This is a genomic window from Amycolatopsis sp. NPDC051758, from assembly GCF_044453095.1.
In the GTDB taxonomy this organism is placed as follows: Bacteria; Actinomycetota; Actinomycetes; order Mycobacteriales; family Pseudonocardiaceae; genus Amycolatopsis.
The window spans coordinates 343,336-367,516 of record NZ_JBITCJ010000003.1 but is presented as its reverse complement, the minus strand read 5'-3'; the positions used below and the strand labels follow the sequence as shown (position 1 = coordinate 367,516).

Sequence of the window (24,181 nt, the reverse complement as noted above, 5' to 3'; positions counted from 1 at the left end):
GGTGACCGGATTTTCAGCTGATCGTTACGGAGTTCGGGGCTTCGGGTCATCGGATTCCGGGTCGCCTCCGGCACCCCGAAGCCTGGATTGTGACTACGGCCGGCACCACCGCGTCAAGGCGGGAAAGATGCCTTGACCCGGCGGTGCCGGCCGTGTTTTGGCTTCGGATCGGGGTGCGGGAGGGTCTGGGTCCTCGTGCCGCTGCTGTGGCCCCGGTCCGGTCAGCTCAGGTGTGCCAGCCAGCCGCCCTTGGCCGAGATGTCCTCTGCGCCTTCGGTCGCCGCCGGCTCGCACAGGAATCCGGACACGCGCGAACCGTCGGCCAGTTCGACCTTGCCGATCGCCAGCGGCGCGGGAATCTTCGAGACGAACTCGCCGAAGCCGCGCGCCGGCAGGTCCCACACCTCCGCCGCGATCGGAACACCGCCGGACTTGACGCGCACCAGGCCCGGCTTCGGTGGCACCGTGTCCAGCGCGTACAGCCGGTACGACTCCGCCGTGGTGACTTCCGAGACGAACCGGCCGCCGCGGGACGTCAGCTCGTGGTTCAGCGGCTGACCACGCAGGTGGGCGCCGACCACCACGATCGGGACCCGTTCGCCGCGCAACCCGGCCAGCGCGACCAGTTTCAGGTCGTCGTGCGGCGCGCCGACCAGCATCACGCCGAACGGGCGGCCGGCCACCGTGCCCGCCGGGACCGCGAGGGCCGAGAGCCCGAACAGGTTGGTCGAGTTGGTGAAGCGGCCCAGCCGCGCGTTGACCGCGACCGGGTCGGCCGCGACCTCGGCGAGCGTGGGGTGCTCGGTGGTCGTCGGGACCAGGAGCGCGTCGACGCCGGCCAGCACCGCCAGTGCCTGCGTCCGCAGCCGGGTCAGGGTCTCCTGGTCGGCGAACAGCTGGTGGGCGCGGATGTCCCGGGCCGCGGTGATGATGCCGTGCACCACCGGGTCGCAGTCGTCCGGGTGCCGCTCCAGGAACTCGCCGACCGCGGTGTACCGCTCGGCGACAAACGCGCCGCCGTACAGCAGCTGCGCCGCTTCCAGAAAGGTCGACATGTCCACAGTGGTCACTTCGGCCCCGGCCGCGGCGTAGTCCGCGACAGCCGATGAGAAGGCCTCCGCCCAGCCGTCGGCCAGCGGGCCCAGTTCGTCCGGGACGCCGATCCGGAAGCGTCCCGTGTGGACCTGAGCGGGCTCGGCCAGGCAGGTCAGCGCAAATGTCGCTTCCTCGACCGTTCGCGCGAACAGCGTCACGCAGTCGATGCTCCGGCAGGCGGGGACCACGCCTTCGGTCGGCAGCAGGCCGGGGGTCGGCTTGAGCCCGACGATCCCGTTGAACGCCGCCGGCACCCGGCCCGAGCCCGCCGTGTCCGTGCCGAGTGCGAGGTCCACCAGCCCGAGCGCGACGGCCACCGCCGAGCCCGAGCTCGACCCGCCCGAGACGTACGCCGGGTCGACGGCGTTGCGCACCGCGCCGTACGGGCTCCGCGTGCCGACCAGCCCGGTCGCGAACTGGTCGAGGTTGGTGGTGCCGAGCACCAGCGCCCCGGCCGCCCGCAGCCGCGCGACGACCGGCGCGTCGGCGTCCGGTTTGTACGCGTACGCCGGGCAGCCCGCCGTGGTCGGCAGCCCCGCGACGTCGATGTTGCCCTTGACCGCCACGAGCTTGCCGTAGAGCGGCAGCCCTCGTTCCGCCAGCGCGGCGGCCTCGGCCAGCACGTCGGCTTCGGGCCGCAGGTCGATCCAGATCTCGGGCCGGTCGACCTGTGCGATCCGCCGGTACGCGGCCCGCACGCGTTCCGTCAGCGCGTTCATCCGAGCACCACCAGCGGTGTTCCGGGGGCCACCTGGTCACCGGGGGACACGAGCACTTCGACCACCTCACCGCTCGCCGGCGCGGGGATCCGCGCCTCCGTCTTCATCGCTTCCAGCGTCACCAGCGACTGCGCGTCCTCGACCCGCTCGCCCGCCGTGACGTCCACCCGCCACACCGTCGCCGCGAACGGCGCCTCGACCACGTGCCCGCCCGGCGGCGCCTCGACCCGCTTCGGCGGCCGGGTGACCGGCTCCGGCTTCGGGTCGAACTCACCCGCCGCGGCCCACGCCCGCCGTTCCGCTTCGAACGCCGCCGACTGCGTCGCCCGGAACCCGGCGATGCTGTCCGCGTTGTCGGCCAAGAACTTCTGGTAGTCCGCCAGCACGAACGAGCCGTCGGTGGTGTCGAGCTCCAGCTTCCCGGACGAGCTTTGCGCGCGCATGTCCAGCAGCTCCTCCGCCGACACCGGGTACCAGGAGATCCGGTCGAAGAACCGCAGCAGCCACGGCTGGTCGACGGCGTGCTGCCGCCAGCTGTTCCACACCTGCACGGTCCGGCCGACGAACTGGTAGCCGCCCGGCCCTTCCATGCCGTAGATGCAGAGGTACGCGCCGCCGATGCCGACCGAGTTCTCGGCCGTCCACGTCCGCGCCGGGTTGTACTTCGTCGTCACCAGCCGGTGGCGCGGGTCCAGCGGGGTCGCGACCGGCGCGCCGAGGTAGACGTCACCGAGCCCGAGCACCAGGTACTCCGCGTCGAACACCGTGCGGTAGACGTCGTCCACAGTGGACAACCCGTTGACGCGCCGGATGAACTCGATGTTCCAGGGGCACCACGGCGCGTCGTCGCGCACCCCGGTCATGTACCGCTCGATCGCCTCGCGGGTCGCCGGGTCGTCCCACGACAGCGGCAGCCGGACACTGCGGCTCGGCACCACGAGGTCCGCGGTCGGCGGCAGGTCGTGCTCCAGCTCGCGCACCAGGCCGAGCGCCTTGCCGACCGGCAGCGCGTCCGGGTCGACGTGCACCTGCAGGGACCGGATGCCCGGGGTCAGGTCGACGATGCCCGGCACGCCCTCGGCCGCCAGCCGTTCCGCGAGCGCGTGCACTCGCATCCGCAACGCCAGGTCGAGCTTCATCTCGCCGTACTCGACGAGCAGGTTGTCGTCCCCGCTGCGGCGGTAGGTCACCGACGGCTCGTCGTCCGAAGAGGACAGCTGCCCGAGCACCCCGCCGTCGTGACGGCCGGTCCGGCTCGGCTCGACCGCCGCCGCCGGCCGCGTCCGCAGCGCCGCCGCGTGGTCGCCGTCGATCGGCACGAACCGCACGGTGTCACCCGGGCGCAGCTGCCCGAGCTTCCACCGCTCGCCGGTGGCGACCGTCGCCGGGCAGACGAACCCGCCCAGGCTGGGCCCGTCCGGGCCGAGCAGGATCGGCAGGTCGCCGGTGTAGTCGACGGCGCCGATCGCGTACGGCGTGTCGTGGATGTTCGACGGGTGCAGGCCCGCCTCACCACCGTCCGCGCGGGCCCACTTCGGCCGCGGCCCGACGAGCCGGACGCCGGTGCGCGCCGAGTTGAAGTGCACCTGCCAGTCGGTGGCGTAGAACGTGTCGACGTCTTCCGGGGTGAAGAACTCCGGAGCCGCGTGCGGGCCTTCGAGTGCGCCGATCGTCCAGTGCGACGCGAAGTCCGGACGGTCGGCGACCGGGCCGACCACGGGATCCGCCGGGGCCGTGCCGGGCTGCAGGACGTCCCCCGCGGCCAGCGCACGGCCGCCGTGGCCGCCGAACCGGCCCAGGGTGAACGTCGCCGCGCTGCCGAGGAACCCCGGCACGTCGACACCGCCGCGGACCAGCACGTAGCTGCGCAATCCGGCGGTGCACGCCCGGACGTCGAGCGTCGCGCCCGCGGGCACCTCGACGGGTGTCCACAGGGGAACCTCGGCGCCGTCGACGAGCACCGTCGTGGGTGCGCCGGTGACACACACCTCGGTGGTGTGCGAGAACCGCAGCGTCACGCCGTCCACAGTGCACTCCAGGCCGGGCGCGCCCTCGGGGTTGCCCAGGGCGAGGTTGCCCAGGCGCAGCGAGAGGTCGTCCATCGGCCCGCTCGGCGGCACCCCGACGTGCCAGAAGCCGGTGCGGCCCGGCCAGTCCTGCACGGTGGTCATCGTCCCGCCGCGCACGACGTCGATCCGCGGCTCGGCGTCCTCGACGTCGTCCAAAGTGGACGTATCGTGCGTTGCGGCCGTGAACGCCGGATCGGCGGTCGCCGACCGCAGCTGTCCCAGGTTGGTCCGCACGCCGTCGACCCGGGTCACCGCGAGTGCCGTGCGCAAGGCGCCCAGGGCGTCCGCGCGGTCGGCGCCGGTGCAGATCACCTTGGCCAGCAACGGGTCGTAGTGCGTGGTGACGGTGGTGCCCGGTTCGACCCAGGTGTCCACCCGGGTGTCTTCGGGCAGCGTCACCCGGGTGACGAGACCCGCGCTCGGCCGGTGCCCGGCACTCGGGTCTTCGGCGTACACGCGCGCTTCCACGGCGTGCCCGCGCGCGACCGGCAGCGCGCGGAACATCCCGCGGTCACCCTGCGCGAGCCGCAGCATCCAGGCGACCAGGTCGACGCCGTACACCGCTTCGGTCACCGGGTGCTCGACCTGCAGCCGGGTGTTGACCTCGAGGAACGCGGCCTCGCCGCGCTCGGCGTCGTAGACGTATTCGACGGTGCCCGCCGAGCGGTACCGCACCGACGAGCACAGCGCGACGGCCGAGTCGACCAGCTGCCGCCGGACGGCGTCGGGCAGGTCCGGCGCCGGGCACTCCTCGACGACCTTCTGGTTGCGCCGCTGCAGGGAACAGTCGCGGGTGCCGAGCTCCAGGACTTCGCCGTAGCCGTCGCCGAACACCTGGACCTCGACGTGCCGCGCGTGCCGCACGAGCCGTTCCAGGAACACGCCGGAGTTGGCGAAGCTCTTGGCCGCGATGCTCTGCACGGTGTCCCAGGCGGCGCGCAGCTCGTCCGGGGACGCGCACGCGCGCATGCCGATCCCGCCCCCGCCGCCGGTGGCCTTGAGCATCACCGGGTAACCGATGTCCTCCGCCCGCTCCAGCGCTTCGTCCACATCGGACAGCAAGCCGGTCCCGGCCAGCAACGGCACTCCCGCGGCGATGGCCGCTTCGCGCGCGGTGTGCTTGCTGCCGAACACCTCCAGGTGCTCCGGGGACGGGCCGGCGAACGCGAGCCCGGCGTCCTCGCAGGCCCGCGCGAACGCCGCGTCCTCCGACAGGAAGCCGTAGCCGGGGTGGACGGCGTCACAACTGGTGTCGAGCGCGGCAGTGATGATCGCGTCCGCCCGCAGGTAGCTTTCCGCCGCGGGCGCCGGGCCGAGCCGCACGGCCCGGTCGGCGAGCCGCACGTGCGGGGCGAGGCGGTCGGCGTCGGAGTACACCGCGACGGTTTCCCAGCCCAGTTCCTTCGCGGTGCGCAGGATCCGGACGGCGATCTCCCCGCGGTTGGCGACGAGCAGTCTCACTCGTCACTCCCGGGGGAGGTCACGACCATCCGCACCGGCGTCGGGTCGAAGCCGTTGCAGGGGTTGTTGATCTGCGGGCAGTTCGACACCAGGACGAGCACATCGGTCTCGGCGCGCAACCGGACTTCGAGGCCGGGCGCGGAGATCCCGTCGACGATGCCGAGCGTGCCGTCCGCCTCGACCGGCACGTTCATGTACCAGTTGACGTTGCTGACCAGGTCGCGTTTGCCCAGTCCCCACTTCGCGCCTTCACTGAGGAAGTTCTCGACGCAGGCGTGCTGGAACCGAGTGTGCTGGCCGTAACGGAGGCTGTTCGATTCCTTGCTGCACGCGCCGCCGAGCGTGTCGTGGCGCCCGCAGGTGTCGGCGACGACGGTCAGCAGCGGCGCGCCTTCCTGGGTGCGCAGGACACTACCGGTGGTCAGGAAGATGTTGCGCTGCGCGGCGATCGTCGCGGCCGCGCTGTAGCGCTTCGCCGTGTCGGCGGCGTCGTAGCAGAGGAAGTCGACGGCCTGGTTGCCGCCGAGGTCGATGATCGTGAGCTCCTGACCCTGGCGCAGCACCGTCGAGAACGGCGCCCGCGCGGGGACGTCGAAGCTGATCTCCAGCTGGGACTGGTACGCCGTGCTCATGCGATCCCCCGGGCGGTCAGGTAGTCGGCGGTGTTCTCGAAGGCCCGCTGTGCTTCCGGCGTGTGCGTCCACTCGGGACTGTCCGGCGTGGACGGTATGTCGCGCCAGGCGAGCACTTCGAGGTTCGTCGCGGGGTAACCCGGCCGCGGGTCCACCGGGTGCGGCACGTTGGCGATCAGCACGATCGCCGGGAGCTCGATCCGCAGGTCGACCGACTTGCCCGCGCCCGCGGACCCGGTGAACTCCAGGCCGCCGTCGGCCTGCACCCGCACGCCCTGGAAGAACGACAGGCTCGGCGGCAGGTCCCGCGGCCCGAGGCCGTTCTTGGCCGCTGCCAAGGTGAACAGCGGCAGCCCGGCGGGGGAGGGGCCCTGGGGGGCACCGTCGCCGTAACGCTCGGTGTTGCCGTCCACAGTGGACGTCCCGCACAGCGCGTCGTGCCGGCCGCTGGTGTCCGCGACGATCGTGGCCAGCACCCGCGCCTGGTCCGACAGCAGCGCCACCGACGCGCCGAGGTAGGCGTTCCACTGCACCTTCACCGTGTCGGCGACGTTCAGCCGCTCCCACGGGCCCTCGGCGTTGAACAGCAGCAGGTGCGCGCACGCGTCGCCGTCGACGTCGGTCAGCCGCAGCCGGGTGCCGCGGGCCAGCACCTTGTGCGTGTACCCGCCGCCGGCCACGGTTTCGGCCCAGGTCAGCGCCTCGGGCGCAACGCCGGGTGGCGGCGACGGCCACGTGCTCGCCGGGATCGACGGCATCGTCTCGACCACGGTGCCGGCCTGGGCGCGGGCGTGGTCGCGCGCGCCGTGGGTCGTCGCGGTGGTGCTCATGGTCGTCCTCTCTCAGTTCGCGGGTTCGAGGGCGGGGGCGGGGCGCAGCCGCAGCCAGCAGAGCCGGCCGAGCACCAGCGCGCCGCCGACGAACTCTATCGGGAACAGCAGCATCCAGGGCGCGCCCGAACCGGTCACGTCGTAGATCTCCGCACGCGGCCACGCGATGTTCACGATCATGGCCAGGCCGTAGACGACGGCTGCCCCGTTCAGCGGAACACCCCAGCGCCCCAGGGAGAACCGGCCGGGCTCGGCCGGGAAGCGCCCGCGCAGCCGCTGCACCAGCAACGGTCCCGTGACCAGCAGGTACGCCAGGTAGACGACGACCACCGACGTCCCGGTGATCGTGCTGAACAGCGTCGGGTTGCCGACGTTGAGCAGCAGCAGCCCGATCGCCAGCGCGCCGGACAGCAGCGCGGGCGCGACCGGCGTCCCGGTGCGCGGGCTGACCCCGGCCAGGCGGGCGGACGTGGGCAGGGCGTTGTCGCGGGCCATCGCGTAGATCAGCCGGACGGTGCCGGTCTGGATGGTCAGGGTGCAGACGACCACGGCGATCGCGACGTCGGCGAGGAAGATCCGGCCGAGGGTGTCACCGAAGACGGCCGTGATCACGTAGGGCAGGCCGTGACCGGCGAGCTGCCCGTCGGTGAGGCTCGGCGCGGCCATCAGCGCGGTGACCACCACGGCCAGCCCGCCGAGCCCGGACACGAGCACGGCGCGCAGCACCGCTCGCGGAGCCGCCCTTCGCGCGTCCTTCGTCTCCTCCGCGACCGAGGCGGCGGTGTCGAAGCCGTAGAGGACGTACGCCGCCATGAGCGCCGACGCGAGCACACCGCCGATCCCGGCGCTGGTGCCGGGCGCGTCGTGCAGCACCACCTGCGGACCCCGCACGGCGAACAGCGCGAGCCCGGCCACCAGCACCACCACACCGAGCAGCTCGGCCGCAACACCGACGTCGTTGATCCGGGCCATCAACCGGACCCCGGCGGTGTTGACCGCGGTGGTGAAGACGAGCAGTAGCGTGCCGAGCACCACGGCGTTGGCCGCGCCGGTCGGCGACGTCACCGCCGGATCGCCGCCGACCAGCTGGAAGCCGTCCCACACCGAGGGCAGCACGACCTGCAGCGCGATCGCCGCGGCCGCGAGCGCGACGACGCAGCCGAGCAGCATCATCCAGCCGGCGAGCCAGCCGAGGAAGCCCTTGCTGAGCTGTTTCGCCCACTGGTACACGGATCCGGCCAGCGGGAAGCGGGCGGCGAGCTCGGCGAACACGAGGGCGACGAGCAGCTGGCCGGCGAGGACGACCGGCCACGTCCAGAAGAAGAGCGGGCCGCCGAAGGTGTAGCCGAACCCGAAGAGCTGGAAGACGGTCGTGAGGATCGAGACGAAGGAGAACCCGGCGGCGAAGGCGGAGAACCCGCCCAGCGAGCGGCGGAGCTCCTGGCGGTAACCGAAGGGGGCGAGTTCGTCGGGTGGGGGCATGCGGGCTCCTGGCTGCCGTAGTTTCGATCGCTCGACAGAAATTAGGCCGGGAGCACGACGGGATGATCTCCGTCGCGTTAGCGGGCGGTAAACGGCGGCGGCTACCGGCCGTCAATCGCGACATGCGGGCGTAACACCACCTCGGTGCGGGTGTCCGTGCCGCGGACCTGGCAAGATCACCGGCGTGGTCAAAGGGGCGGGGGTCGGCAGACCCCGAGCGAGCGGCGCGGCGGCGAACCGGCCGGACGCGCGCCAAGCCGTGCTCGACGCGGCGGGGGAGCTGTTCACCGGAGCCGGTTACGCGGCGACCACGACCCGGGCGATCGCCGAGCGCGCGGGGCTGCGCCAGGCGTCGCTCTACTACCACTTCCCGGCCAAGGAGGACATCCTCGCGGCGCTGCTGGCCGAGACGGTCCGCCCGTCGCTGGCCCTGGCCGCCCGGCTCGTCGCCGGTGCCGCCCCGATCGAGGTCCGGCTGTGGGCGCTTGCGTACGCGGACATCCGCCTCCTCGGCGGAGCCCGCCACAACCTGGGCGCGCTGTACCTGCTGCCCGAGGTCTCCTCACCCAACCTGGCCCGCTTCCGCGCCGAGCGCGCGGAGCTGAAGGCGGCGTACGGCAAGCTGGTGGCGGCGGCGGGCATCTCGCCGGACGCCGTGGCGATCCGGACGGACCTGGTCTTCGGGCTGGTGGAGAGCATCGCGGTGATCCGCCGGGACGACCCGGCGCTGGACGTCGAGGCCCACGTCCGCGAGGGCGCCGACGGCGTCGTCCGGCTGGCCGGCCTGCCCGAGCCGTCGGACGCACTGCGCGCCGAGGCGCACACCCTGCTGGCGACGCTCACCGACTGAGTCCGGCTGCTCAGCGGGGCAGGCCCTTGACCGGCGCGCCCGCGAATTCGCCGAGATGTCCCCGAACGTCTGGTTCGCGGCACGACGACCGCACGGACGGAGGTGACCACCTCCCGGCCGCGCTGAGAAGGTCGTGGGCAAGGAATGCTCGGCGGAAGGGGTGGCGTGGACACCAACGTGGCGGAAGAGCAGGTCCGCTCGCGGCGGGCCGGTCCCCGCCGGCCGGGGTGGACCACCGCCGACTGGTGGCGCAGCCCGGTGAGCCCCATCTACCTCGCCGGGCTGGTCCTCTCGCTCGGGCGGGGCGCCTGGTTCACCTGCTGGGCGATGTTCTTCATCCGCTCGGTCGGCCTCACCCCCGCGCAGTTCGGGTTCGGCGTGACCGCGGCGGGCATCGTCGGCATGGTCGTCGGGGGGCCGCTCGGCTACCTGTCGGACCGCATCGGGTCGCGGGAAGTCCTCGTCGGCATCGGGGTTGTGCAAGGTGCCGCGATCTTCTCCTACACCTTCATCCACGACTTCTGGCTGATCCTGCTGGCGACCTGCCTCGTCACCGCCGGCGAGCGCTCGGCGCCCGGCATCCGGATCGCCGCCATCTCCGGGCTCACCACCGGTGAGGAACGGCTCAGCAGCATCTCCACCGCCCGCGTCGTGATGCAGGTCGGCACCGTGGTGGGCGCGCTCGTCGGCGGTTTTGTGCTCTCGCTCGACACCCGCACCGGTTACGCCACCTTGCTCGGCATCTACGGCGCGTTGCACGTCTTCTGCGCGCTGCTGCTGGCTTTCCGCCTGCCGCACGTGACGTCGCTGGCCGACCGGAAGGTCAAGCGCCGCACGCTCGTGCTGCGCGACCGCCCGTTCCTCGTCATCACCGGGCTCAACGGCGTGCTCGCGCTCAACTGGGGCATGGTCGACCCGGGCATCCCGCTGTGGATCTCCCACCACACGCACGCTCCACTGTGGATCTGGGCGGTGGTGGTCGGCATCTCCGCGGGCGGCACGGTGCTGTTCCAGAACCGCTTCAGCCGGTGGGGTGCCACGGTTTCCGCCGCCGCCAAGCTCGGCATGTGGTCCGGGATCGCCCTCGCCGCTTCCTGCGTGGTCTTCGCCTTCAGCCACGACGGCGCCGGCCTGCTGGTCGTCGGCGTGCTGATCCTCGCCACCCTCGTCTACCTCGTCGGCGAACTTTTGTTCGTGGGTAGCGGCTTCGGCCTCTCGGTCGGGCTGACGCCGGAGGGCGCGCACGGCGAGTACCAGGGTGTGTTCGGTACCGGGCAGGCGGCGGCCATGATGCTGGCGCCCGGGATCATGACGCTGCTGCTGGTCGAGTGGAGCGTGGCGGGCTGGTTCGTGCTGGCCGCCGTCTACCTCCTCGGCGGGTTCGGCACCCTCTTCGCCGGCCGCTGGGCCCTGCGAGACCGCGAGCGAGAACTGGAGACGACCGCATGACCGCTCAGCCGTGGTTCGGCGTCCGCACTGTTCCGCCCGAAATCGGCCTGGCGCCCGAACGGATCTTCGAGGTGGTCACCGAGGAGCTCCGCGGCTTGCCGCGCATCGGCTTCCCGTACGCCCTGCAGCCGATGGTGGTGCCGCAGGCTTCGTACCGCGAGCTGCTCGTCGCCACGGCCGAGCTGCTTTCCCTGCTGCGCCGGACGGTCGTGGGGCTGGCCGGCGACCGGGCCGGCCGCATCGCCGCGCTCGGCATCGACCCGGCCGACTGCCCGCTGTTCACCCCCGACGAGGACTTCGAGCTCCGGCACTGCGCCGACATGACCCGGGCCGACGTGATCATCGGCCCCGGCGGCCCGAAGTTCGTCGAGTTCAACGTCGGCGGCGCGTTCGGCGGGATGCCGCCCTTCCACCAGTCGCAGAAGGCGTGGGCCCGCATCCGGGCGGAGGCCGGGAGGCCGGCCTTCGTCGCGGCCGACACCTATTCGCGGCAGGCACGCCTGATCGAGGCCACGAGCGCGGAGCTCGGCGTGCCGCCATCGGCGGTCGTCGTCGGCACGCCCCGCGACTGGGGCCCGGACGTCGGCACGCGGATGTTCGACGTCCAGATCGACGCCCTGCGCGGGCACGGCGTCCCCGCCACGCACCTCGACTTCGACGACCTGCTCGACGGCATCGGCCTGCCCGGAGCCGTCGACCGGCCGCTGGGGCTCGCGGCGTTCACGCCCCAGGACGCGGCGGAGATCGGCTACTCCCTCGAACCCGCCCGCGTCGCGCAGGAGGCGGGCCTGGTCCTGATCCCCTCGCAGAGCGCGTGGTTCCTGCACTCGAAGAAGACCCTCGCCCTGCTGTCCGAGGGACAGCCGTGGATGACCCGCCGGGAAACCGAGCTGGTGCAGCAGTACGTGCCGTGGAGCCGCGTGGTGGGTGACCGCAAGGTCCTGTGGCACGGCAGGCGCCACGACCTGCCCCGGCTGCTGGCCGAGCACCAGGAGTCCTTCGTCCTCAAGGGCGCGACCGGCTGGAGCTGCCAGGAGGTGTACTTCGGCTGGACGACGTCACCGCAACGGTGGGCGGAGCTGGTCGACGAGGCGGTGCGCACCGGCTACTACATCGCGCAAGAACGCGTCCCCGCCGAGACCTACCCGCTGGACCTGATGACCGAGACCGGGGAGATCACGCGCATCCGGGCCGAGTCCGTGGTCAGCCCGTTCTGCCTCGGCGGCGACCCGGCCGGCTGCTTCGTGCGGTTCGCCGAAGCCGACAACCAGGCGCTGGCGATCGGCGGCCTCGGCGTCGGCGTGTCCTGCCTGCTGGCCGAGGCGTGAGATGACCGTCCGGCTCGGCGTCCTGGTGCTGCCGGAACACCCAGGCCGGTCGGCGGCGGACGTCTGGCGCCGGGTGGAGGACCTCGGGTTCCGGCACGCCTGGACCCTCGACCACCTGTCCTGGCGGTCGCTGGCCGACCAGCCGTGGTTCGACGCGATGACCACGCTGGCCGGTGCGGCGTGCGCAACCACCACGATCGGGCTCGGTGTGCTCGTGGCGACGCCGAACTTCCGCCACCCCGTGCTCACCGCCAAGCAGGTGATGGCCCTCGATCACCTCAGCGAGGGCCGGTTCGTGCTGGGTGTCGGCGCGGGCGCCGCCGGCCCCGACGACACCGCGCTGGGCGCGGCGGCCCCGACCCGAGCCGAACGGACCGCGCGGTTCGAAGAGTTCGTCACCCTCCTCGACCGGTTGCTGCGGCAGCCGGTGACCACCTTCGCCGGCCGGCACTTCACCGCGACGGACGTCCGCATGGTGCCGGGTTGTGTGCAGCGGCCGCGGGTGCCGCTGGCCGTCGCGGGGAGCGGGCCACGCGGGATGCGGCTGGCCGCCGGGTTCGGCGACTACTGGGTGACCATCGGCGAACCCGCCGCGCCCGGCGCCGAGGACGAGGAACGCGCGTTCGGCACGCTGCGGCGGCAAACCGAGCTGCTGGACCGGATCTGCCGGGAAGCCGGGCGCCCGGCGGGGCAGCTGCGCCGGCTGGTCAACCTGAGCCGGGTCGTGCCCGACCCGTACCGCTCACCCGGCCGGCTCGCCGACCTGGTGGGCCGCTGCGGCGAGCTGGGTTTCACCGACGTCGTCGTGGCGCACCCGCGGGCCGACGGTGTCTTCGCGGGGGACGTCCGCGAGTTCGAACAGGCCGTTCCCCAGGTCGCTGGGGCATTCTGACCAGGAAGGGGACCACCTGATGTGTGGCATTGTCGGCTGGCTCGACTTCACCCGGGACCTCCGCGGTGAGCAAGGCGTCCTCGACGCGATGACCGACACCATGGCCCTGCGCGGGCCGGACGACCGCGGCACGTGGCTCGGCCCGCACACCGGGCTCGGGCACCGGCGGCTGGCCGTGATCGACGTGGCGGGCGGCGCCCAGCCGATGACCGCCACGTCCGCCGCCCACGGCGATCCGGTCGTCCTGGTCTATTCGGGCGAGGTCTACAACTTCCGCGAGTTGCGGGCGCAGCTGTCCGGGCTGGGCCACCACTTCGCCACCCGGTCGGACACCGAAGTGGTGCTGCGGGCCTACCAGGAGTGGGGCGCCGGCTGCGTCGAGCGCTTCAACGGCATGTTCGCCTTCGCCGTCTGGGACGCCGATCGTGAGGAGCTGCTGCTCGCCCGCGACCGGCTCGGCATCAAGCCGCTCTACTACGCGCCCCGGCCGGGCGGGGTGCTGTTCGCGTCCGAGCCCAAGGGCATCCTGGCGAACCCGGCGTTCGAGTCGAGCGTCTCGATCGACGCGCTGCCGATCCTGTTCAACCCGCGGTTCGCCCTGCCCGGCGAGACGGCGATCAACGGCATGCACGAGGTCAAGCCCGGCCACCTCGTCAAGATCGACCGGCGCGGCTGCCACGAGTACCCGTACTGGCGGCTGGTCAGCCGGGAGCACACCGACGACCTCCGCACGACCGTGGGCACCGTCCGCGAGCTGCTGGAAGACATCGTCGAGCGCCAGCTGATCGCCGACGTCCCGCGCGCGTCGATGCTGTCCGGCGGGCTGGATTCGAGCGCCATCGCGGCGCTGGCGGCGCGCAGCCTCGCGCGCTCCGGCGAAGGCCCGCTGCTCACCTACTCCGTCCGGTTCGACGGCGAGGAGGAGCACTTCCGCTCCACGCAGCTGCGGCCGGAACGCGACGCGCCGTACGCGGCGATGGTCGCCGAGCACATCGGCTCGGAGCACGTCGAGGTCGTGCTGAAGGCCCGGGACGTCGCCGAGGCGATCCCGCAGGCCCGCCACGCCCGCGACCTGCCGAGCATCGGGCAGTTCGACACCTCGATGCTGCTGATGTTCGCCGCCCTGCGTGAGCGCTCCACGGTCGCGCTGTCCGGCGAAGCCGCCGACGAGGTCTTCGGCGGGTACCCGTGGTTCCACGACGACGGCACCGTCTGGCGTGAGAAGTTCCCCTGGCTCGGCGACGCGCCCCAGCTCACCGATTACCTCACCGCGGACGCCCGGGCCGCATTGCGCCCGGACGCGCAGACGGCGGACCGCTACGCGACCCTGCGGGCCCAGGTGCCCCGCCTCGCCGGTGAGGACGGCCTGAACGCCCGCATGCGGGAGGTGCTGTTCTTCAGCCTCCACGGGCCGTTGCTGATGCTCCTGGACCGCAAGGACCGGATGAGCATGGCGGTCAGCCTCGAGGTGCGCGTGCCGTTCTGCGACCACCGGCTCCTCGAGTACGTCTGGAACGTGCCGTGGGAGATGAAGGTCGCCGACGGGCGCGAGAAGAGCCTGCTGCGGATGGCGGTGCAGGACCTGCTGCCGGACCCGGTCCTCTACCGGCCGAAGAGCGCCTACCCGGCGATGCACGACCCGGAGCACGACGTCGCGATCCGCGACGCGGCGCGGGCCCTGCTGGACGACTCCGCGTCACCGCTGCGGGACCTGCTCGACCCGGTGGCGCTGCGCGAGCTGGCCGGGAGCGACTCGCGGACGATGACCCACGCCGGCACCGCGCACATGCTGATTCCCGTGGTGGAGCTCGACGTCTGGCTGCGCGACCAGGGCCTCACGATCAGCTGAGCGACACGGAACCGCCGTCCGGAAGGAGTTCCGGACGGCGGTTTCGCATGAGGCTCAAGCGACGGACAGGGTGATGTCCTCGTCCTTGAGCGAGTAGACCTCCCGGCCCAGCACGCTGTTGAGGATCGTCGCGCTGCGCCAGGACGCCAGGCTCAGGTTGGGATCCCCGACGCCGTGGGTCCGCCGCGCGCCGTTCTGCACGTAGATCCGGTTGGCGTCCGGGCCGTCCCAGCGCACCCGGTAGTCGCGCTCGACCTCGTAGGCGTCACCGCTGATGGGCAGCCGCCCGCCCAGCGGCTCCATGAACGCGGGCAGTTCCGCGCGGAACCCCGTCGCGAGCACGACCAGGTCGGCGCTGATCTCCTGCTCGGCCCCGGAGACCGTGTCCAGCAGCGAGCCGCGGAATCCGTCGGGCACCTCGGCCAGGCCCGAAAGTTCCACGCCCGCCAGCAGCCGGTGGCCGAACTGCGCGGTCGTCAGGTAGTCCAGCTCGTAGAGCCGCTTGTAGACCTGCGCCAGCAGGTCCTGGGTGACTCCCCGGATGGCGCCGAGCTGCCGGCCGGACAGGCCGGCGCGCTGGTCTTCGGGCAGCGCGTGGAAGTACTCGACGTAGCTCGGGTTGAACCACTCGTTGGCGAACGGCGAGTCGTCGAGCGGTGAGAGGCCGTCGCGGCCGGTCACCCAGGTCAGCCGGCGTGGCAGGCCGGTGCGGCCGGAGATCAGGTCCAGCGCGACCTCCGCGCCGCTCTGCCCGCCGCCGACCAGCAGCACGTCCTTGCCCTCGACCGGGAGCCCGCGGTCGAGGTGGCGCGACGCGTGCCACAACGCCGGGCTGTCGATCGTCTTCGTGAACGCCGGCGCGCACGGCACCTGGCCCACGCCGAGCACGAGGTGGTCGGCGAACCACCGGCCCCGGCTCGTCTGCACGACGAACCGGGTGCCGTCGTGCTCGACCGCCTCGACCCGCTCGTCGAGGTAGGCGCCGAGCAGCTGCGCCGCCCAGGTGAAGTACTGGTCGAACTCCTTGCGGCTCACGAAGTGCGGGTTCGCGATGAGGTGCCGGTACAGCCGCCCCTGCTCGTGCAGGAAGTTGAGGAAGCTGTACCGGCTGCGCGGGTCGACCAGGCTGACCAGGTCCTTGACGCTGCTCACCTGCAGCCGGGAGTTGCCCCAGAGCAGGCCCGGGTGCCACGCCACCGACGTCCGCGACTCGACGACCGAGACGGCGCAGTCGCCGATCGGCTCGGCCAGCGCGGCCAGGCTGAGGTTGGCAGGTCCGCCCCCGACCGCGAGGATGCCGGTGGAGCGGTGCCTGGACGAGCTCACGACGCGCTCCTGCCCCGCTGCCAGGTCGGCGCTCGGTAGACCGGCGGCTGGAGCGTCACGCCGACGGTCTGGCGGTCGCAGATGAGGCTCCGCACCTCGGAGCGGACGACGGCTTCGCGGGCGAGCTCGCGCAGCGCCGGGTCGAGGATCCCGGCGGCGGTGATGGCGCAGCGGACCTCCTGCATGTGCACGATCGCCTCGGGGTCGGAGTTGAGCAGGCCGCGGATGTCGACCTTGCCGTCGGCGACGACGTGCCATTCCAGCTGCCGGTCGAGCCGGTCGCGCGACAGCTGCCCGAGGTTGGCCGCGATGTCCGAGGCCAGGCCCATCAGCAGGTGCTCCTGCGGGTTGGGGCCCCAGTCGACGCCGGTGAGCTGCTTCGGCGAGTCGATGCGCACGGTCGCGCCCTCACCGTCGGCGGGGTAGGACTCCAGCTGCACCCCGCTGATCCAGCGCACCCGCCGGGCCGCCACCGGCCGCCGGATCCGGGCCACCGCCTCGGCGCCGGGGATCGTCTCGTGCTCGGCGCCGCCCGCCGGGTCCACATAGGACACTTCGAGCGGGACCACCGCGGTCAGCGTCTTGTGGTTCGGGCTGAAGTTCTCGACCTTGCGCAGCAGCTGCTCGATCAGCTCGTCCTGGCCTTGCACCCCGACCTCGAACCGGCAGTCGATGCCGGCGCCGCTCTCGATGTGCAGCTCGAGGGTGTCGAACACGACCCCTTGCGCGCTGCCGCCGCCGACCATGGTCTTCAGCGAGCACGAGCCGACGCCGGTCAGCGCCAGGTCGATCGGGGTGGGCGCCCCGGTGGGCGGCAGGCCCTCCTCGTCGCGCCATTCGTCGTCGCTCAGCTCGAACGAGAACTTCCGGGTGGACTTGACGGTGCCGAGCACCGCCGCCCCGTTCGACGCCGACAGGCCGCGGCGGGGGGAGTACCGCGCCTTGCCGCGGTAGCAGTACCAGGCTTCGGCGACGTCTTCCCGGGTTTCGTGGACGACTTCGCTGAATCCCGCGGTGTTGAAGCTGTTCCTCATCGCACACCTTCCTCGGGCAGCGCGTCGAGCGCGTGGGCGAGGTCCTCGAGCAGGTCGCGGATGTTCTCGATGCCCGCGGAGAGCCGGACGAGTCCCGGGTTGATCCCGATCAGCGCCATCTGCCGGGAGGTCAGCGAACTGTGCGAGGTGTTGCTCGGCATGCTGACGAGCGACTCGACCCCACCCAGGCTGGTGGCGACGTAGGGGATCTTCAGGTTGTTCATGAACGCCAGCGCGGCTTCGTCGCCGCCCTTGACCTCGAAGCTGACCATGCCGCCGTACCCCGCGTAGTCCGCGCGCCGCAGGTTCGCGTACCGGTCGCCGCCGAGGTCCGGGTGGTGGACGTCGGCGATCCGGTCGTGGCCGGCGAGGAACTTCGCGATCTCACGCGCGTTTTCGTTCTGGGTCCGGATGCGCAGCGGCAGCGTCTTCAGCCCGCGCTCGAGCAGGAAGCAGCACAGGGGCTCGAGCGTGCCGCCGAACCGCAGCGCCTGCGCCCAGATCCGGTCGAGGAACTTGCGCCGGCCGACCACCGCGCCCGCGGTCAGGTCGCTGTGCCCGGCGAGGTACTTCGTCGCGCTGTGCACGACGATGTCCGCGCCCTGCGCCAGCGGCTGCGACATCACCGGGGTGAGGAAGGTGTTGTCGACCACCAGCAACGCGTTGGCCTCCCGGGCGATCTCGGCGATCGCGCGGATGTCGGGCGCCTTGAGCAGCGGGTTGGTCAGGGTTTCGAAGAACAGCAGCTGAGTCTCTTCGCGGACCGCGGCGCGCACGGCGTCGACGTCGGTCGGGTCGACGAACGAAACCTCGCGCCCGGCCGAAGGCATGTCCTCGCGCAGCAGGTTGTACGTGCCGCCGTAGACGTCGTAGGCGGAGATGATGTGGCTGCCCGAGTTCGTCAGCGCGTAGATCGTGCTGGCGATCGCGCTCATCCCGGACGAGGTCACCAGCGCGCTTTCGGCGTTCTCCAGCGCGGCGATCTTCTCCTGCACCGACCACTGCGACGGGTTCCCGTACCGCGTGTAGATCGGGACGTCGCGCATCGCGCCGTCGGAGAAGGCGCCGTAGCTGGCGTCGTCGAGCAGGAAGGTGCTGGTCTGGAAGATCGGCGTGCCGACGCTGCCGGTGACCGGGTCCTCGTAGGTTCCGGCGTGCACCGCGAGCGTCTCCGGCGAGATCTCGCGGGGCAGCACCCGGTGCTGGGGCGAGACGGGACCCGCACTGCGCCGCCGCGTGAGCTCGCCGAACCAGCCCGCTTCGGCGGTGCGGCCCTCCTCGAATCCCTTGGCTGTTCGCTCTGTTTGAGCCACTCTGTCCCCTGGTGTCGGATCGCGGTGACGACTGAACCCGGCTCGAACATCAGTCGAAACCATCTTCCGATCCACGGTGATCCACGGGCGTCTTCTGCCCTGCTCGCCGTTCTTCCGGAATGCGCTCGGCCGTAGCCCACGACGGGAGATGCGCGGGTGGATCAGGCGGCGAACAATTCCGGGCATGTATACCGAATCCGCGTCGTGGTACGACCGCCTGCACCGCAACAAGGACTACGCCGCCGAGTCGCGGCGGATCGTCGAGCACGTGCGCCGGAACCACCCGGGCGCGCGGACGCTGCTCGATGTCGCCTGCGGCACCGGCGGCCACCTCCGGCACCTGCGCGAGGAGTTCACCTGCGAAGGCGTCGACGTCGAGCCCGGCCTGCTCGAGGTCGCGCGGGACCGGCTGCCCGGGATCCCGTTCAGCGAAGGGGACATGACCGACTTCGACCTCGGCCGGCGCTTCGACGTCGTCACCTGCCTGTACAGCGCGATCGCCTACGTGCAGACGGTCGAGCGGATGCAGGCCGCGATGAAGAGCCTCGCCCGGCACCTCGAGCCCGGTGGTGTCCTCGTCGTCGAGCCGTGGATCCAGCCGGACATGATCGTCGACCAGGAGGAGAAGTGGGTCGACGGCAGCAGCGCCGTCGTCGTGATCGAAGACCCCGACATGAAACTGGTGCGGGTGCGCATCTTCCGGGTGCACGGCCGGCTGACGGAGCTGATCATGCACTACGTTGCGGCGGCCGACGGCGAGATCACCGCGCGCACCGAGCGGCACAAGGTCGCGATGTTCACCCGGGAAGAGCTCATCGAGGCGGCCGCGCTGGCCGGCGTCGAGGCGGTCTGGGACACCGACGGGCTGACCGGGCGCGGACTGCTCGTCGGCGTCCGCACCGGAGCCGCAGCCGAAGAGACGCAGGCGCGCTCCGTCGCGTGAAACCATCGGAGCCCCGAGAAACTCCGCTCGCGTACCGGTTGGGAAGAGGCAACTCGTGACTGGCGACCAGGAACGGACATGACCGCGGACATCATCGAAGGCGTGAACACCCTGACGGCGTTCGAAGACCGGCTGCGGCTGGCCCTGGACCGCTGCCGGGCGGAAAGCGCTCCCTCAGACGCGTTCAACCCGGGCTTCGACCTCCCCGTCGTGGACGAGAAGCTCCGGGATTTCTTTTCCGTGGCGGAAGCCGGCTTCAGCGAGCTCGGCACCCACGGCGGCTCCCGGCTGGTGCTGCTCGACCTGATGCGCAACCCCCGGACGCGGACCACGAAGACGTTCGGCTCGCTCGTCATGGTCGCCCGCGCGGTGCGCTACATCCGCGAGACCGGCGAGCGCGTGATGATCCTGACGCCGTCGTCGGCCAACAAGGCGACCGCGTTGCGCGACGCCGTGCTGCGGGCGCACCGGGCCGGCCTGGTCACCCCGGAGGAGCTCCAGATCGTCACGCTGGTGCCCGAAGTGGCGCGCGGCAAGCTCTGGTCCTCCGCGCTCACCGCCGACCCGGACCTGGCCGCCCGCAACCCGATGTGCGTGCGGCGCTGCGACCGGCCCGCGGACGTCAAGCTGACCGCGACGGAGGCGTTCCCGGAGGCCGCGGCCGAGCTCAAGGCCGGCTTCGGCGTCAACCTCTGGTACACCCTCGACCTGGCCAACTACCGGGGCGCCGACGCCGCCCGCGCGTTCGCGGAGCGGGAGTTCCTCCCCCAGCGGCCGGGGACCACCCGGACGCACGCGCACTCGGTGTCCAGCGCGTTCGGGCTGCTCGGCCACCACTTCGGCACCACGATGCTGCCGCCGGCGGAGTTCCCCTCGCAGTACTTCCTCGTCCAGCACCTGGCGACCCCCGACATGGTGACGAGCCTGTACGGGACCGAGGTGCCGGAGTACCGGCACGACCCGGAAACCGGGCTGTACCACCAGGACGCGGACCCGTGGTTCCCGGCGACCACCTTCGACCCGGCGGAGAACCTCGAGCCGACGTTCTACACGCGCTCGCCCGCCACGTCCGCGGTGATGAACGAGATCATCCGGCGCCAGGGCGGTGGCGGCATCGTCGTCTCGCGGCAGGAGTGCCTCGAGCGCTACCCGCGGATCCGGACGCTGCTCGCCGGCGCGGGGGTCCGGCTGCCCGCCGACCCGTGGAAGGTGCGGGAGTGGTCGCTGGTGATGGCGCTGACCGGGGTGCTCAACGCGATCGACCGCGGCCTGCTGACCACCGACGAAGTCGTCGTGCACGGTTCAGGGTGCTACTCCGAAGACGACTTCACGCCCATTCCGGAGCACCGGCTCCACCCGGTCGACACCGGCGCGGACCTGAAGAAGGTCATTCTCGCCGCGGCGGCGGGGGAGGCGCTCTGATGGCCGGCTTTTCGCCGCGGAACGCGTGGTTGCAGCTGCGCTACCGGTGGGACCACGGCACCGGCGCCTGGGCGTCGGCCCACCAGCTGGCGGACACCGCGCCGTTCAGCGAACAGCTGGACAGCCTGCTGGTCCGCGAGGAGCCCCGGCTCGCCGTCGGGTACCAAGGCTTCCCATCGGGCGGCCGGCACGTCGTGCCGTTCCTGCGCGAGCAGCTGGAACGCTCCGGCGACGAAGTCACCGTGACCGAGCGGCGTGGCCGTCGCAGGTCCACAGCGGACGGCGCCGACATCCTGTTCACCGGCTGCGGCAGCGGCCAGGCCGCGGCGCTGCCGGCGGAGAACTCCCTGGTGCTCCCGTTCCGGATCCAGCAGATCCTCGAAGTGCTGCCGGACATGGAGGCCATGTCGAAGAAGGTCTCCCGCAACGAGCGGAAGCAGTTCGCCAACCTGCGCGCCAAGAACGACTGGGCGTGGGAGCGCGGCCACACGATGGCCGACCTCGAGTTCTTCTACGAGCGGATGCACCTGCCCACCATGGGTTTCCGGCACGGCAAGGCGACCCGCAGCGCCGACTGGGACACCGCGGTGAACTGCCTGTTCCAGCGCGGGGCCCTGTTCTTCGTCACCGAAGGCGGCAAGCGCGTCGCCGGCGTGCTGGTCCGGCTCGACGACGACCGCCGCATCCTGCGCGCGCGGCTGCTCGGCGTGCTGGACGGCGACGAGAAGCACTACCGCAGCGGAGCCGTCAAGGCGCTGTGGTACCTGGGCATGGAGTGCTCGGTCGGCCACGAGAAGATCGAGCAGATGGACATGTCGGGCGGGGAACCCTTCCCCGGCAAGGGTGTCTTCCAGTTCAAGCGGCGGCTGCACCCGCTCACCGAGCTGCCCACCGACCACTTCCGCGACAAGCGGCTGCACCTGCGGGTGCTGCGCGACACCGACGCGGTGCGGGACTTCCTGGTCTTCACGCCGGTGATCGCCGTCGACGAAGCCGGGAAGCTGACCGCCGTCCACTTCGCCGACGCCGAGCGGCCCGCGCACACCCGGATCGTCGGGACGGGCCCGGGCATCGAGAGCTCCCGGGTGATCGACCTCGACGAGTTCCTCGCCGGCCTGGAGCGCGTCACGACACCCGTCGGGTTCGACCTCGACGAAGCCGAGGCCGCCTGATGACCACCACCGTCCAGGACGTCGACATCGCCGCCGACCTGTGCGCGGAGCTGGTCACCGCCGGCTTCGGCCCGTTCCTCGGCACCCCGTGCGGGATCCTCTCGCCGATGTTCACCGCGCTCGACGACCTCGCGGGCCTGCTCACGGTGGCCCGCGAGGACAACGCGGTGGGGATCGCGGCGGGTGCGTCGCTCGCCGGCCGGCTGCCCGTGGTCCTCATGCAGAACTCGGGGTTCGGGCAGTCGATCAACGCGATCGCCTCGCTGGTCGAGCCGTACCGCATCCCGATGCTGCTCGTGATCAGCATGCGCGGCATCGACCCGGACCCGACCCAGGAGAACCTGGTGATGGGCCGGCTCACCGAGCCGCTGCTGGCGCAGCTGGGCGTCGAGGCCGTGACCCTCGACGCCGACGTCCCGCGGGCGCCACAGGTCGAGCGGGTGCACCGGATCGTGGCGGCCGAGGGCCGGCCCGCGGCGCTGCTGGTGCCGCCGGCGGTGTTCGGGTGGCGGGCATGAACAAGACGTCCGCCGTCGGCGCCGTGATCGCGGCGACGGAGCACGAGCCGGTCATCTTCACGACGGGTTACTCGTGCCGCATCGCACGCGGCATCGCCGACCGGCCCAGCCACTTCTACATGACGGGGTCGATGGGGCTGGCTTCGTCCATCGGCATCGGCGTGGCCCGCGAGACGGGCCGCACGACGGTGGTCGTGGACGGCGACGGCGCGCTCCTGATGAACCCGGTGGGCCTGGTGACCGCGGGGGCGCTGAGCGACCTGCCGCTGGTCCACGTCCTGCTGGACGACGGCCGGTACGCGTCGACCGGCGGCCAGCTGGTGCCTTCGACGCGCACGGACCTGTGTGGCTGGGCGAAGGCGTCGGGGTACGCGCGGGTGCGGAGTACGTCGGATCTGGCGGAGTTCGCGGTGATCGTGCGGGAGGAGATCGCGAGCTGTGCGGCGCCGGTCTTCGTCCACGGGGTTGTCGCGGAGGCCGACCCGCCGGTGGCGGCTCGGATCGATGCCGCTCTGGACGAGCACGCGCTGAGGTTCCGCGCCCACCTCGCTGCCTGAGCGCCGGCTCCGGTCAGGCAGCCGTGGTCTGCAGGGCCTTGCTCAGCGCCGCGGCCGTCAGCTGGATCTGCCACGGCCGGGCCCCGCCCGCCTTCAGGACCTCGGCGACCGCGTCCTCGTCCGTCTCGGCCGGCGGGCGCCAGCACGTGCGGCGGACCAGGTCCGGCAGCAGGAGGTTCTCCACCGGGAGCCGGCGGTCCTCCGCGATCGCGGTCAGGGCCGTGCGGGCGGCCGACAGCCTGGCCGCCGCGTCCGGGTCCTTGTCCGCCCAGCGGTTCACCGGGGGCGGGCCGTCCGTCGGCTGCGAAGGCGACGGCAACTCCGAAGCCGGCAGCGCTTTGGCCGCCTGCAGGTGCCGCAGCCAGCTGGCCGTGTACTTGCGCTGGACCCGGCCGCTGAACACCGGCAGCGCCTGCAGCTCCTCGACCGTCTTCGGGTCCGCCGTCACGGCGTTGATGATCGCGCTGTCCGGCAGGATGCGGCTCGGCGCGCGGTCGCGCTTGCGGGCCAGCTCGTCGCGCGCCTGCCACAGCTCGCGGACCGCCGCGAGGCCGCGCGGGTTGCGGATCTTGTGCACGCCGGACGTCCGGCGCCACGGCTCGGCGCGCGGGGCCGGCGGCGGGGCCGTCCGCACGTTTTCGAACTCCTGCTGCGCCCACTCGAGCTTGCCCTGGGCGCCCAGCTCCGCCTCCAGCTTTTCGCGCAGCTGGATGAGCAGCTCGACGTCGAGGGCGGCGTAGTTCAGCCAGTCGACCGGCAGCGGCCGCTTCGACCAGTCGGCCGCGCTGTGCCCCTTCTCGAGGGTGTAGCCGAGCAGCAGCTCGACGAGCGTCCCCAGCGCCACGCGTTCGTAACCCGCCAGCCGGCCGGCCAGCTCGGTGTCGAACAGCGCCGCCGGGTGCAGGTCCAGCTCGGCGAGGCAGGGGAGGTCCTGGGAAGCGGCGTGCAGCACCCACTCCAGGGAGTTGAGGACGTTCTTCAACGGCGTGAGGTCGTCCAGCTCGGTCGGGTCGATGAGGACCGTGCCGGAACCTTCACGGCGCAGCTGGACGAGGTAGGCCTTGGGCCAGTACCGGTAGCCGGACGCGCGTTCGGTGTCGACGGCGACCGCGCCGGTGCCCGCGGCGAGCTTCGCGCAGGCCTCGGCCAGCGCGGACTGATCGGTGACCACCGGGGGCGTGCCCTCGGCGGGTTCGCGTAGCAGCACAGGGCCGCCCGTGGACTCGATCTCCATCCCGGT

Annotated in this window: 19 protein-coding genes; 10 read left to right on the top strand and 9 right to left on the bottom strand. The window is 72.0% G+C overall.

Annotation, left to right across the window (positions count from 1 at the left end; all coding sequences use genetic code 11):
- Positions 1–221 precede the first annotated feature (221 nt).
- Genes ACIA5G_RS17100 through ACIA5G_RS17080 form a run of 5 tightly spaced genes read right to left on the bottom strand, consistent with a single transcriptional unit; the run spans position 222 to position 8,288 of the window.
- Positions 222–1,814, bottom strand: a complete 1,593-nt coding sequence (locus ACIA5G_RS17100; RefSeq protein ID WP_395924014.1) for an allophanate hydrolase — start codon at positions 1,812–1,814, stop codon at positions 222–224.
- Positions 1,811–5,344, bottom strand: a complete 3,534-nt coding sequence (gene uca, locus ACIA5G_RS17095; RefSeq protein ID WP_395924012.1) for an urea carboxylase — start codon at positions 5,342–5,344, stop codon at positions 1,811–1,813. The genes ACIA5G_RS17100 and uca overlap by 4 nt, the downstream gene beginning before the upstream one ends.
- Positions 5,341–5,976: an urea amidolyase associated protein UAAP2 gene (locus ACIA5G_RS17090; RefSeq protein ID WP_395924010.1), complete on the bottom strand. Its 636-nt coding sequence runs from the start codon at positions 5,974–5,976 to the stop codon at positions 5,341–5,343. The genes uca and ACIA5G_RS17090 overlap by 4 nt, the downstream gene beginning before the upstream one ends.
- Positions 5,973–6,806 carry an urea amidolyase associated protein UAAP1 gene (locus ACIA5G_RS17085; protein ID WP_395924008.1) on the bottom strand — a complete coding sequence of 278 codons (834 nt, stop codon included), beginning with the start codon at positions 6,804–6,806 and terminating at the stop codon, positions 5,973–5,975. Before ACIA5G_RS17085 ends, ACIA5G_RS17090 begins: the two co-directional genes overlap by 4 nt.
- 12 nt (positions 6,807–6,818) lie before the next feature.
- Positions 6,819–8,288, bottom strand: a complete 1,470-nt coding sequence (locus ACIA5G_RS17080; protein ID WP_395924006.1) for an amino acid permease — start codon at positions 8,286–8,288, stop codon at positions 6,819–6,821.
- Positions 8,289–8,472: 184 nt separating this feature from the next.
- On the opposite strand from ACIA5G_RS17080, the gene ACIA5G_RS17075 reads away from it, so the two are divergent.
- The 5 genes from ACIA5G_RS17075 to asnB all read left to right on the top strand — a co-directional run bounded on the left by ACIA5G_RS17075 (position 8,473) and on the right by asnB (position 14,656).
- On the top strand, positions 8,473–9,138 hold the full coding sequence (locus ACIA5G_RS17075) for a TetR/AcrR family transcriptional regulator (protein WP_395924004.1): 666 nt from the start codon (positions 8,473–8,475) through the stop codon (positions 9,136–9,138).
- 165 nt (positions 9,139–9,303) lie between these two features.
- The gene (locus tag ACIA5G_RS17070) at positions 9,304–10,587 is read left to right on the top strand and encodes an MFS transporter (protein ID WP_395924002.1); all 1,284 of its coding nucleotides are present in this window, start codon (positions 9,304–9,306) and stop codon (positions 10,585–10,587) included.
- Positions 10,584–11,915, top strand: coding sequence for a hypothetical protein (locus tag ACIA5G_RS17065; protein ID WP_395924000.1), 1,332 nt, complete (start codon positions 10,584–10,586; stop codon positions 11,913–11,915). The genes ACIA5G_RS17070 and ACIA5G_RS17065 overlap by 4 nt, the downstream gene beginning before the upstream one ends.
- A 1-nt stretch (position 11,916) precedes the next feature.
- Positions 11,917–12,807, top strand: coding sequence for an LLM class flavin-dependent oxidoreductase (locus tag ACIA5G_RS17060; RefSeq protein WP_395923998.1), 891 nt, complete (start codon positions 11,917–11,919; stop codon positions 12,805–12,807).
- A 19-nt stretch (positions 12,808–12,826) separates the two neighbouring features.
- Positions 12,827–14,656 (top strand): asparagine synthase (glutamine-hydrolyzing), encoded by a 1,830-nt coding sequence (asnB, locus tag ACIA5G_RS17055; protein WP_395923996.1) that lies wholly within the window; start codon positions 12,827–12,829, stop codon positions 14,654–14,656.
- 54 nt (positions 14,657–14,710) lie between these two features.
- On the opposite strand, the gene ACIA5G_RS17050 is transcribed toward asnB, so the two are convergent.
- Genes ACIA5G_RS17050 through ACIA5G_RS17040 form a run of 3 tightly spaced genes read right to left on the bottom strand, consistent with a single transcriptional unit; the run spans position 14,711 to position 18,329 of the window.
- Positions 14,711–15,982 (bottom strand): lysine N(6)-hydroxylase/L-ornithine N(5)-oxygenase family protein, encoded by a 1,272-nt coding sequence (locus ACIA5G_RS17050; RefSeq protein WP_395923994.1) that lies wholly within the window; start codon positions 15,980–15,982, stop codon positions 14,711–14,713.
- Positions 15,979–17,016 (bottom strand): OsmC family protein, encoded by a 1,038-nt coding sequence (locus ACIA5G_RS17045; protein ID WP_395923992.1) that lies wholly within the window; start codon positions 17,014–17,016, stop codon positions 15,979–15,981. The genes ACIA5G_RS17050 and ACIA5G_RS17045 overlap by 4 nt, the downstream gene beginning before the upstream one ends.
- Positions 17,013–18,329, bottom strand: a complete 1,317-nt coding sequence (locus tag ACIA5G_RS17040) for a trans-sulfuration enzyme family protein (protein WP_395923990.1) — start codon at positions 18,327–18,329, stop codon at positions 17,013–17,015. Before ACIA5G_RS17040 ends, ACIA5G_RS17045 begins: the two co-directional genes overlap by 4 nt.
- 184 nt (positions 18,330–18,513) lie before the next feature.
- Between ACIA5G_RS17040 and ACIA5G_RS17035 the strand changes: the two genes are divergently transcribed.
- The 5 genes from ACIA5G_RS17035 (at position 18,514) to ACIA5G_RS17015 (ending at position 22,941) form a co-directional block, all read left to right on the top strand.
- On the top strand, positions 18,514–19,272 hold the full coding sequence (locus tag ACIA5G_RS17035) for a class I SAM-dependent methyltransferase (protein ID WP_395923988.1): 759 nt from the start codon (positions 18,514–18,516) through the stop codon (positions 19,270–19,272).
- 78 nt (positions 19,273–19,350) lie between these two features.
- Positions 19,351–20,694 carry a DUF6002 family protein gene (locus ACIA5G_RS17030; protein ID WP_395923986.1) on the top strand — a complete coding sequence of 448 codons (1,344 nt, stop codon included), beginning with the start codon at positions 19,351–19,353 and terminating at the stop codon, positions 20,692–20,694.
- Entirely contained in the window at positions 20,694–21,866 is a 1,173-nt protein-coding gene (locus ACIA5G_RS17025) for a hypothetical protein (RefSeq protein WP_395923984.1), read from the top strand. The genes ACIA5G_RS17030 and ACIA5G_RS17025 overlap by 1 nt, the downstream gene beginning before the upstream one ends.
- Positions 21,866–22,384, top strand: a complete 519-nt coding sequence (locus ACIA5G_RS17020; protein WP_395923982.1) for a hypothetical protein — start codon at positions 21,866–21,868, stop codon at positions 22,382–22,384. The genes ACIA5G_RS17025 and ACIA5G_RS17020 overlap by 1 nt, the downstream gene beginning before the upstream one ends.
- Positions 22,381–22,941, top strand: coding sequence for a thiamine pyrophosphate-dependent enzyme (locus ACIA5G_RS17015; protein ID WP_395923980.1), 561 nt, complete (start codon positions 22,381–22,383; stop codon positions 22,939–22,941). Before ACIA5G_RS17020 ends, ACIA5G_RS17015 begins: the two co-directional genes overlap by 4 nt.
- Before the next feature lie 13 nt (positions 22,942–22,954).
- Here ACIA5G_RS17015 and ACIA5G_RS17010 read toward each other — a convergent pair whose 3' ends face one another.
- Positions 22,955–24,175, bottom strand: a complete 1,221-nt coding sequence (locus ACIA5G_RS17010) for an HRDC domain-containing protein (protein ID WP_395924924.1) — start codon at positions 24,173–24,175, stop codon at positions 22,955–22,957.
- Positions 24,176–24,181: the final 6 nt, after the last annotated feature.

What these genes read in the sequence shown, in the direction of transcription:
- ACIA5G_RS17100 (WP_395924014.1), bottom strand. Translation starts at nt 1,814, where the DNA reads ATGAACGCGCTGACGGAACGCGTGCGGGCCGCGTACCGGCGGATCGCA.
- ACIA5G_RS17090 (WP_395924010.1), bottom strand. Translation starts at nt 5,976, where the DNA reads ATGAGCACGGCGTACCAGTCCCAGCTGGAGATCAGCTTCGACGTCCCC.
- ACIA5G_RS17085 (WP_395924008.1), bottom strand. Translation starts at nt 6,806, where the DNA reads ATGAGCACCACCGCGACGACCCACGGCGCGCGCGACCACGCCCGCGCC.
- ACIA5G_RS17080 (WP_395924006.1), bottom strand. Translation starts at nt 8,288, where the DNA reads ATGCCCCCACCCGACGAACTCGCCCCCTTCGGTTACCGCCAGGAGCTC.
- ACIA5G_RS17065 (WP_395924000.1), top strand. Translation starts at nt 10,584, where the DNA reads ATGACCGCTCAGCCGTGGTTCGGCGTCCGCACTGTTCCGCCCGAAATC.
- ACIA5G_RS17060 (WP_395923998.1), top strand. Translation starts at nt 11,917, where the DNA reads ATGACCGTCCGGCTCGGCGTCCTGGTGCTGCCGGAACACCCAGGCCGG.
- asnB (WP_395923996.1), top strand. Translation starts at nt 12,827, where the DNA reads ATGTGTGGCATTGTCGGCTGGCTCGACTTCACCCGGGACCTCCGCGGT.
- ACIA5G_RS17045 (WP_395923992.1), bottom strand. Translation starts at nt 17,016, where the DNA reads ATGAGGAACAGCTTCAACACCGCGGGATTCAGCGAAGTCGTCCACGAA.
- ACIA5G_RS17035 (WP_395923988.1), top strand. Translation starts at nt 18,514, where the DNA reads ATGTATACCGAATCCGCGTCGTGGTACGACCGCCTGCACCGCAACAAG.
- ACIA5G_RS17030 (WP_395923986.1), top strand. Translation starts at nt 19,351, where the DNA reads ATGACCGCGGACATCATCGAAGGCGTGAACACCCTGACGGCGTTCGAA.
- ACIA5G_RS17025 (WP_395923984.1), top strand. Translation starts at nt 20,694, where the DNA reads ATGGCCGGCTTTTCGCCGCGGAACGCGTGGTTGCAGCTGCGCTACCGG.
- ACIA5G_RS17020 (WP_395923982.1), top strand. Translation starts at nt 21,866, where the DNA reads ATGACCACCACCGTCCAGGACGTCGACATCGCCGCCGACCTGTGCGCG.
- ACIA5G_RS17015 (WP_395923980.1), top strand. Translation starts at nt 22,381, where the DNA reads ATGAACAAGACGTCCGCCGTCGGCGCCGTGATCGCGGCGACGGAGCAC.
- ACIA5G_RS17010 (WP_395924924.1), bottom strand. Translation starts at nt 24,175, where the DNA reads ATGGAGATCGAGTCCACGGGCGGCCCTGTGCTGCTACGCGAACCCGCC.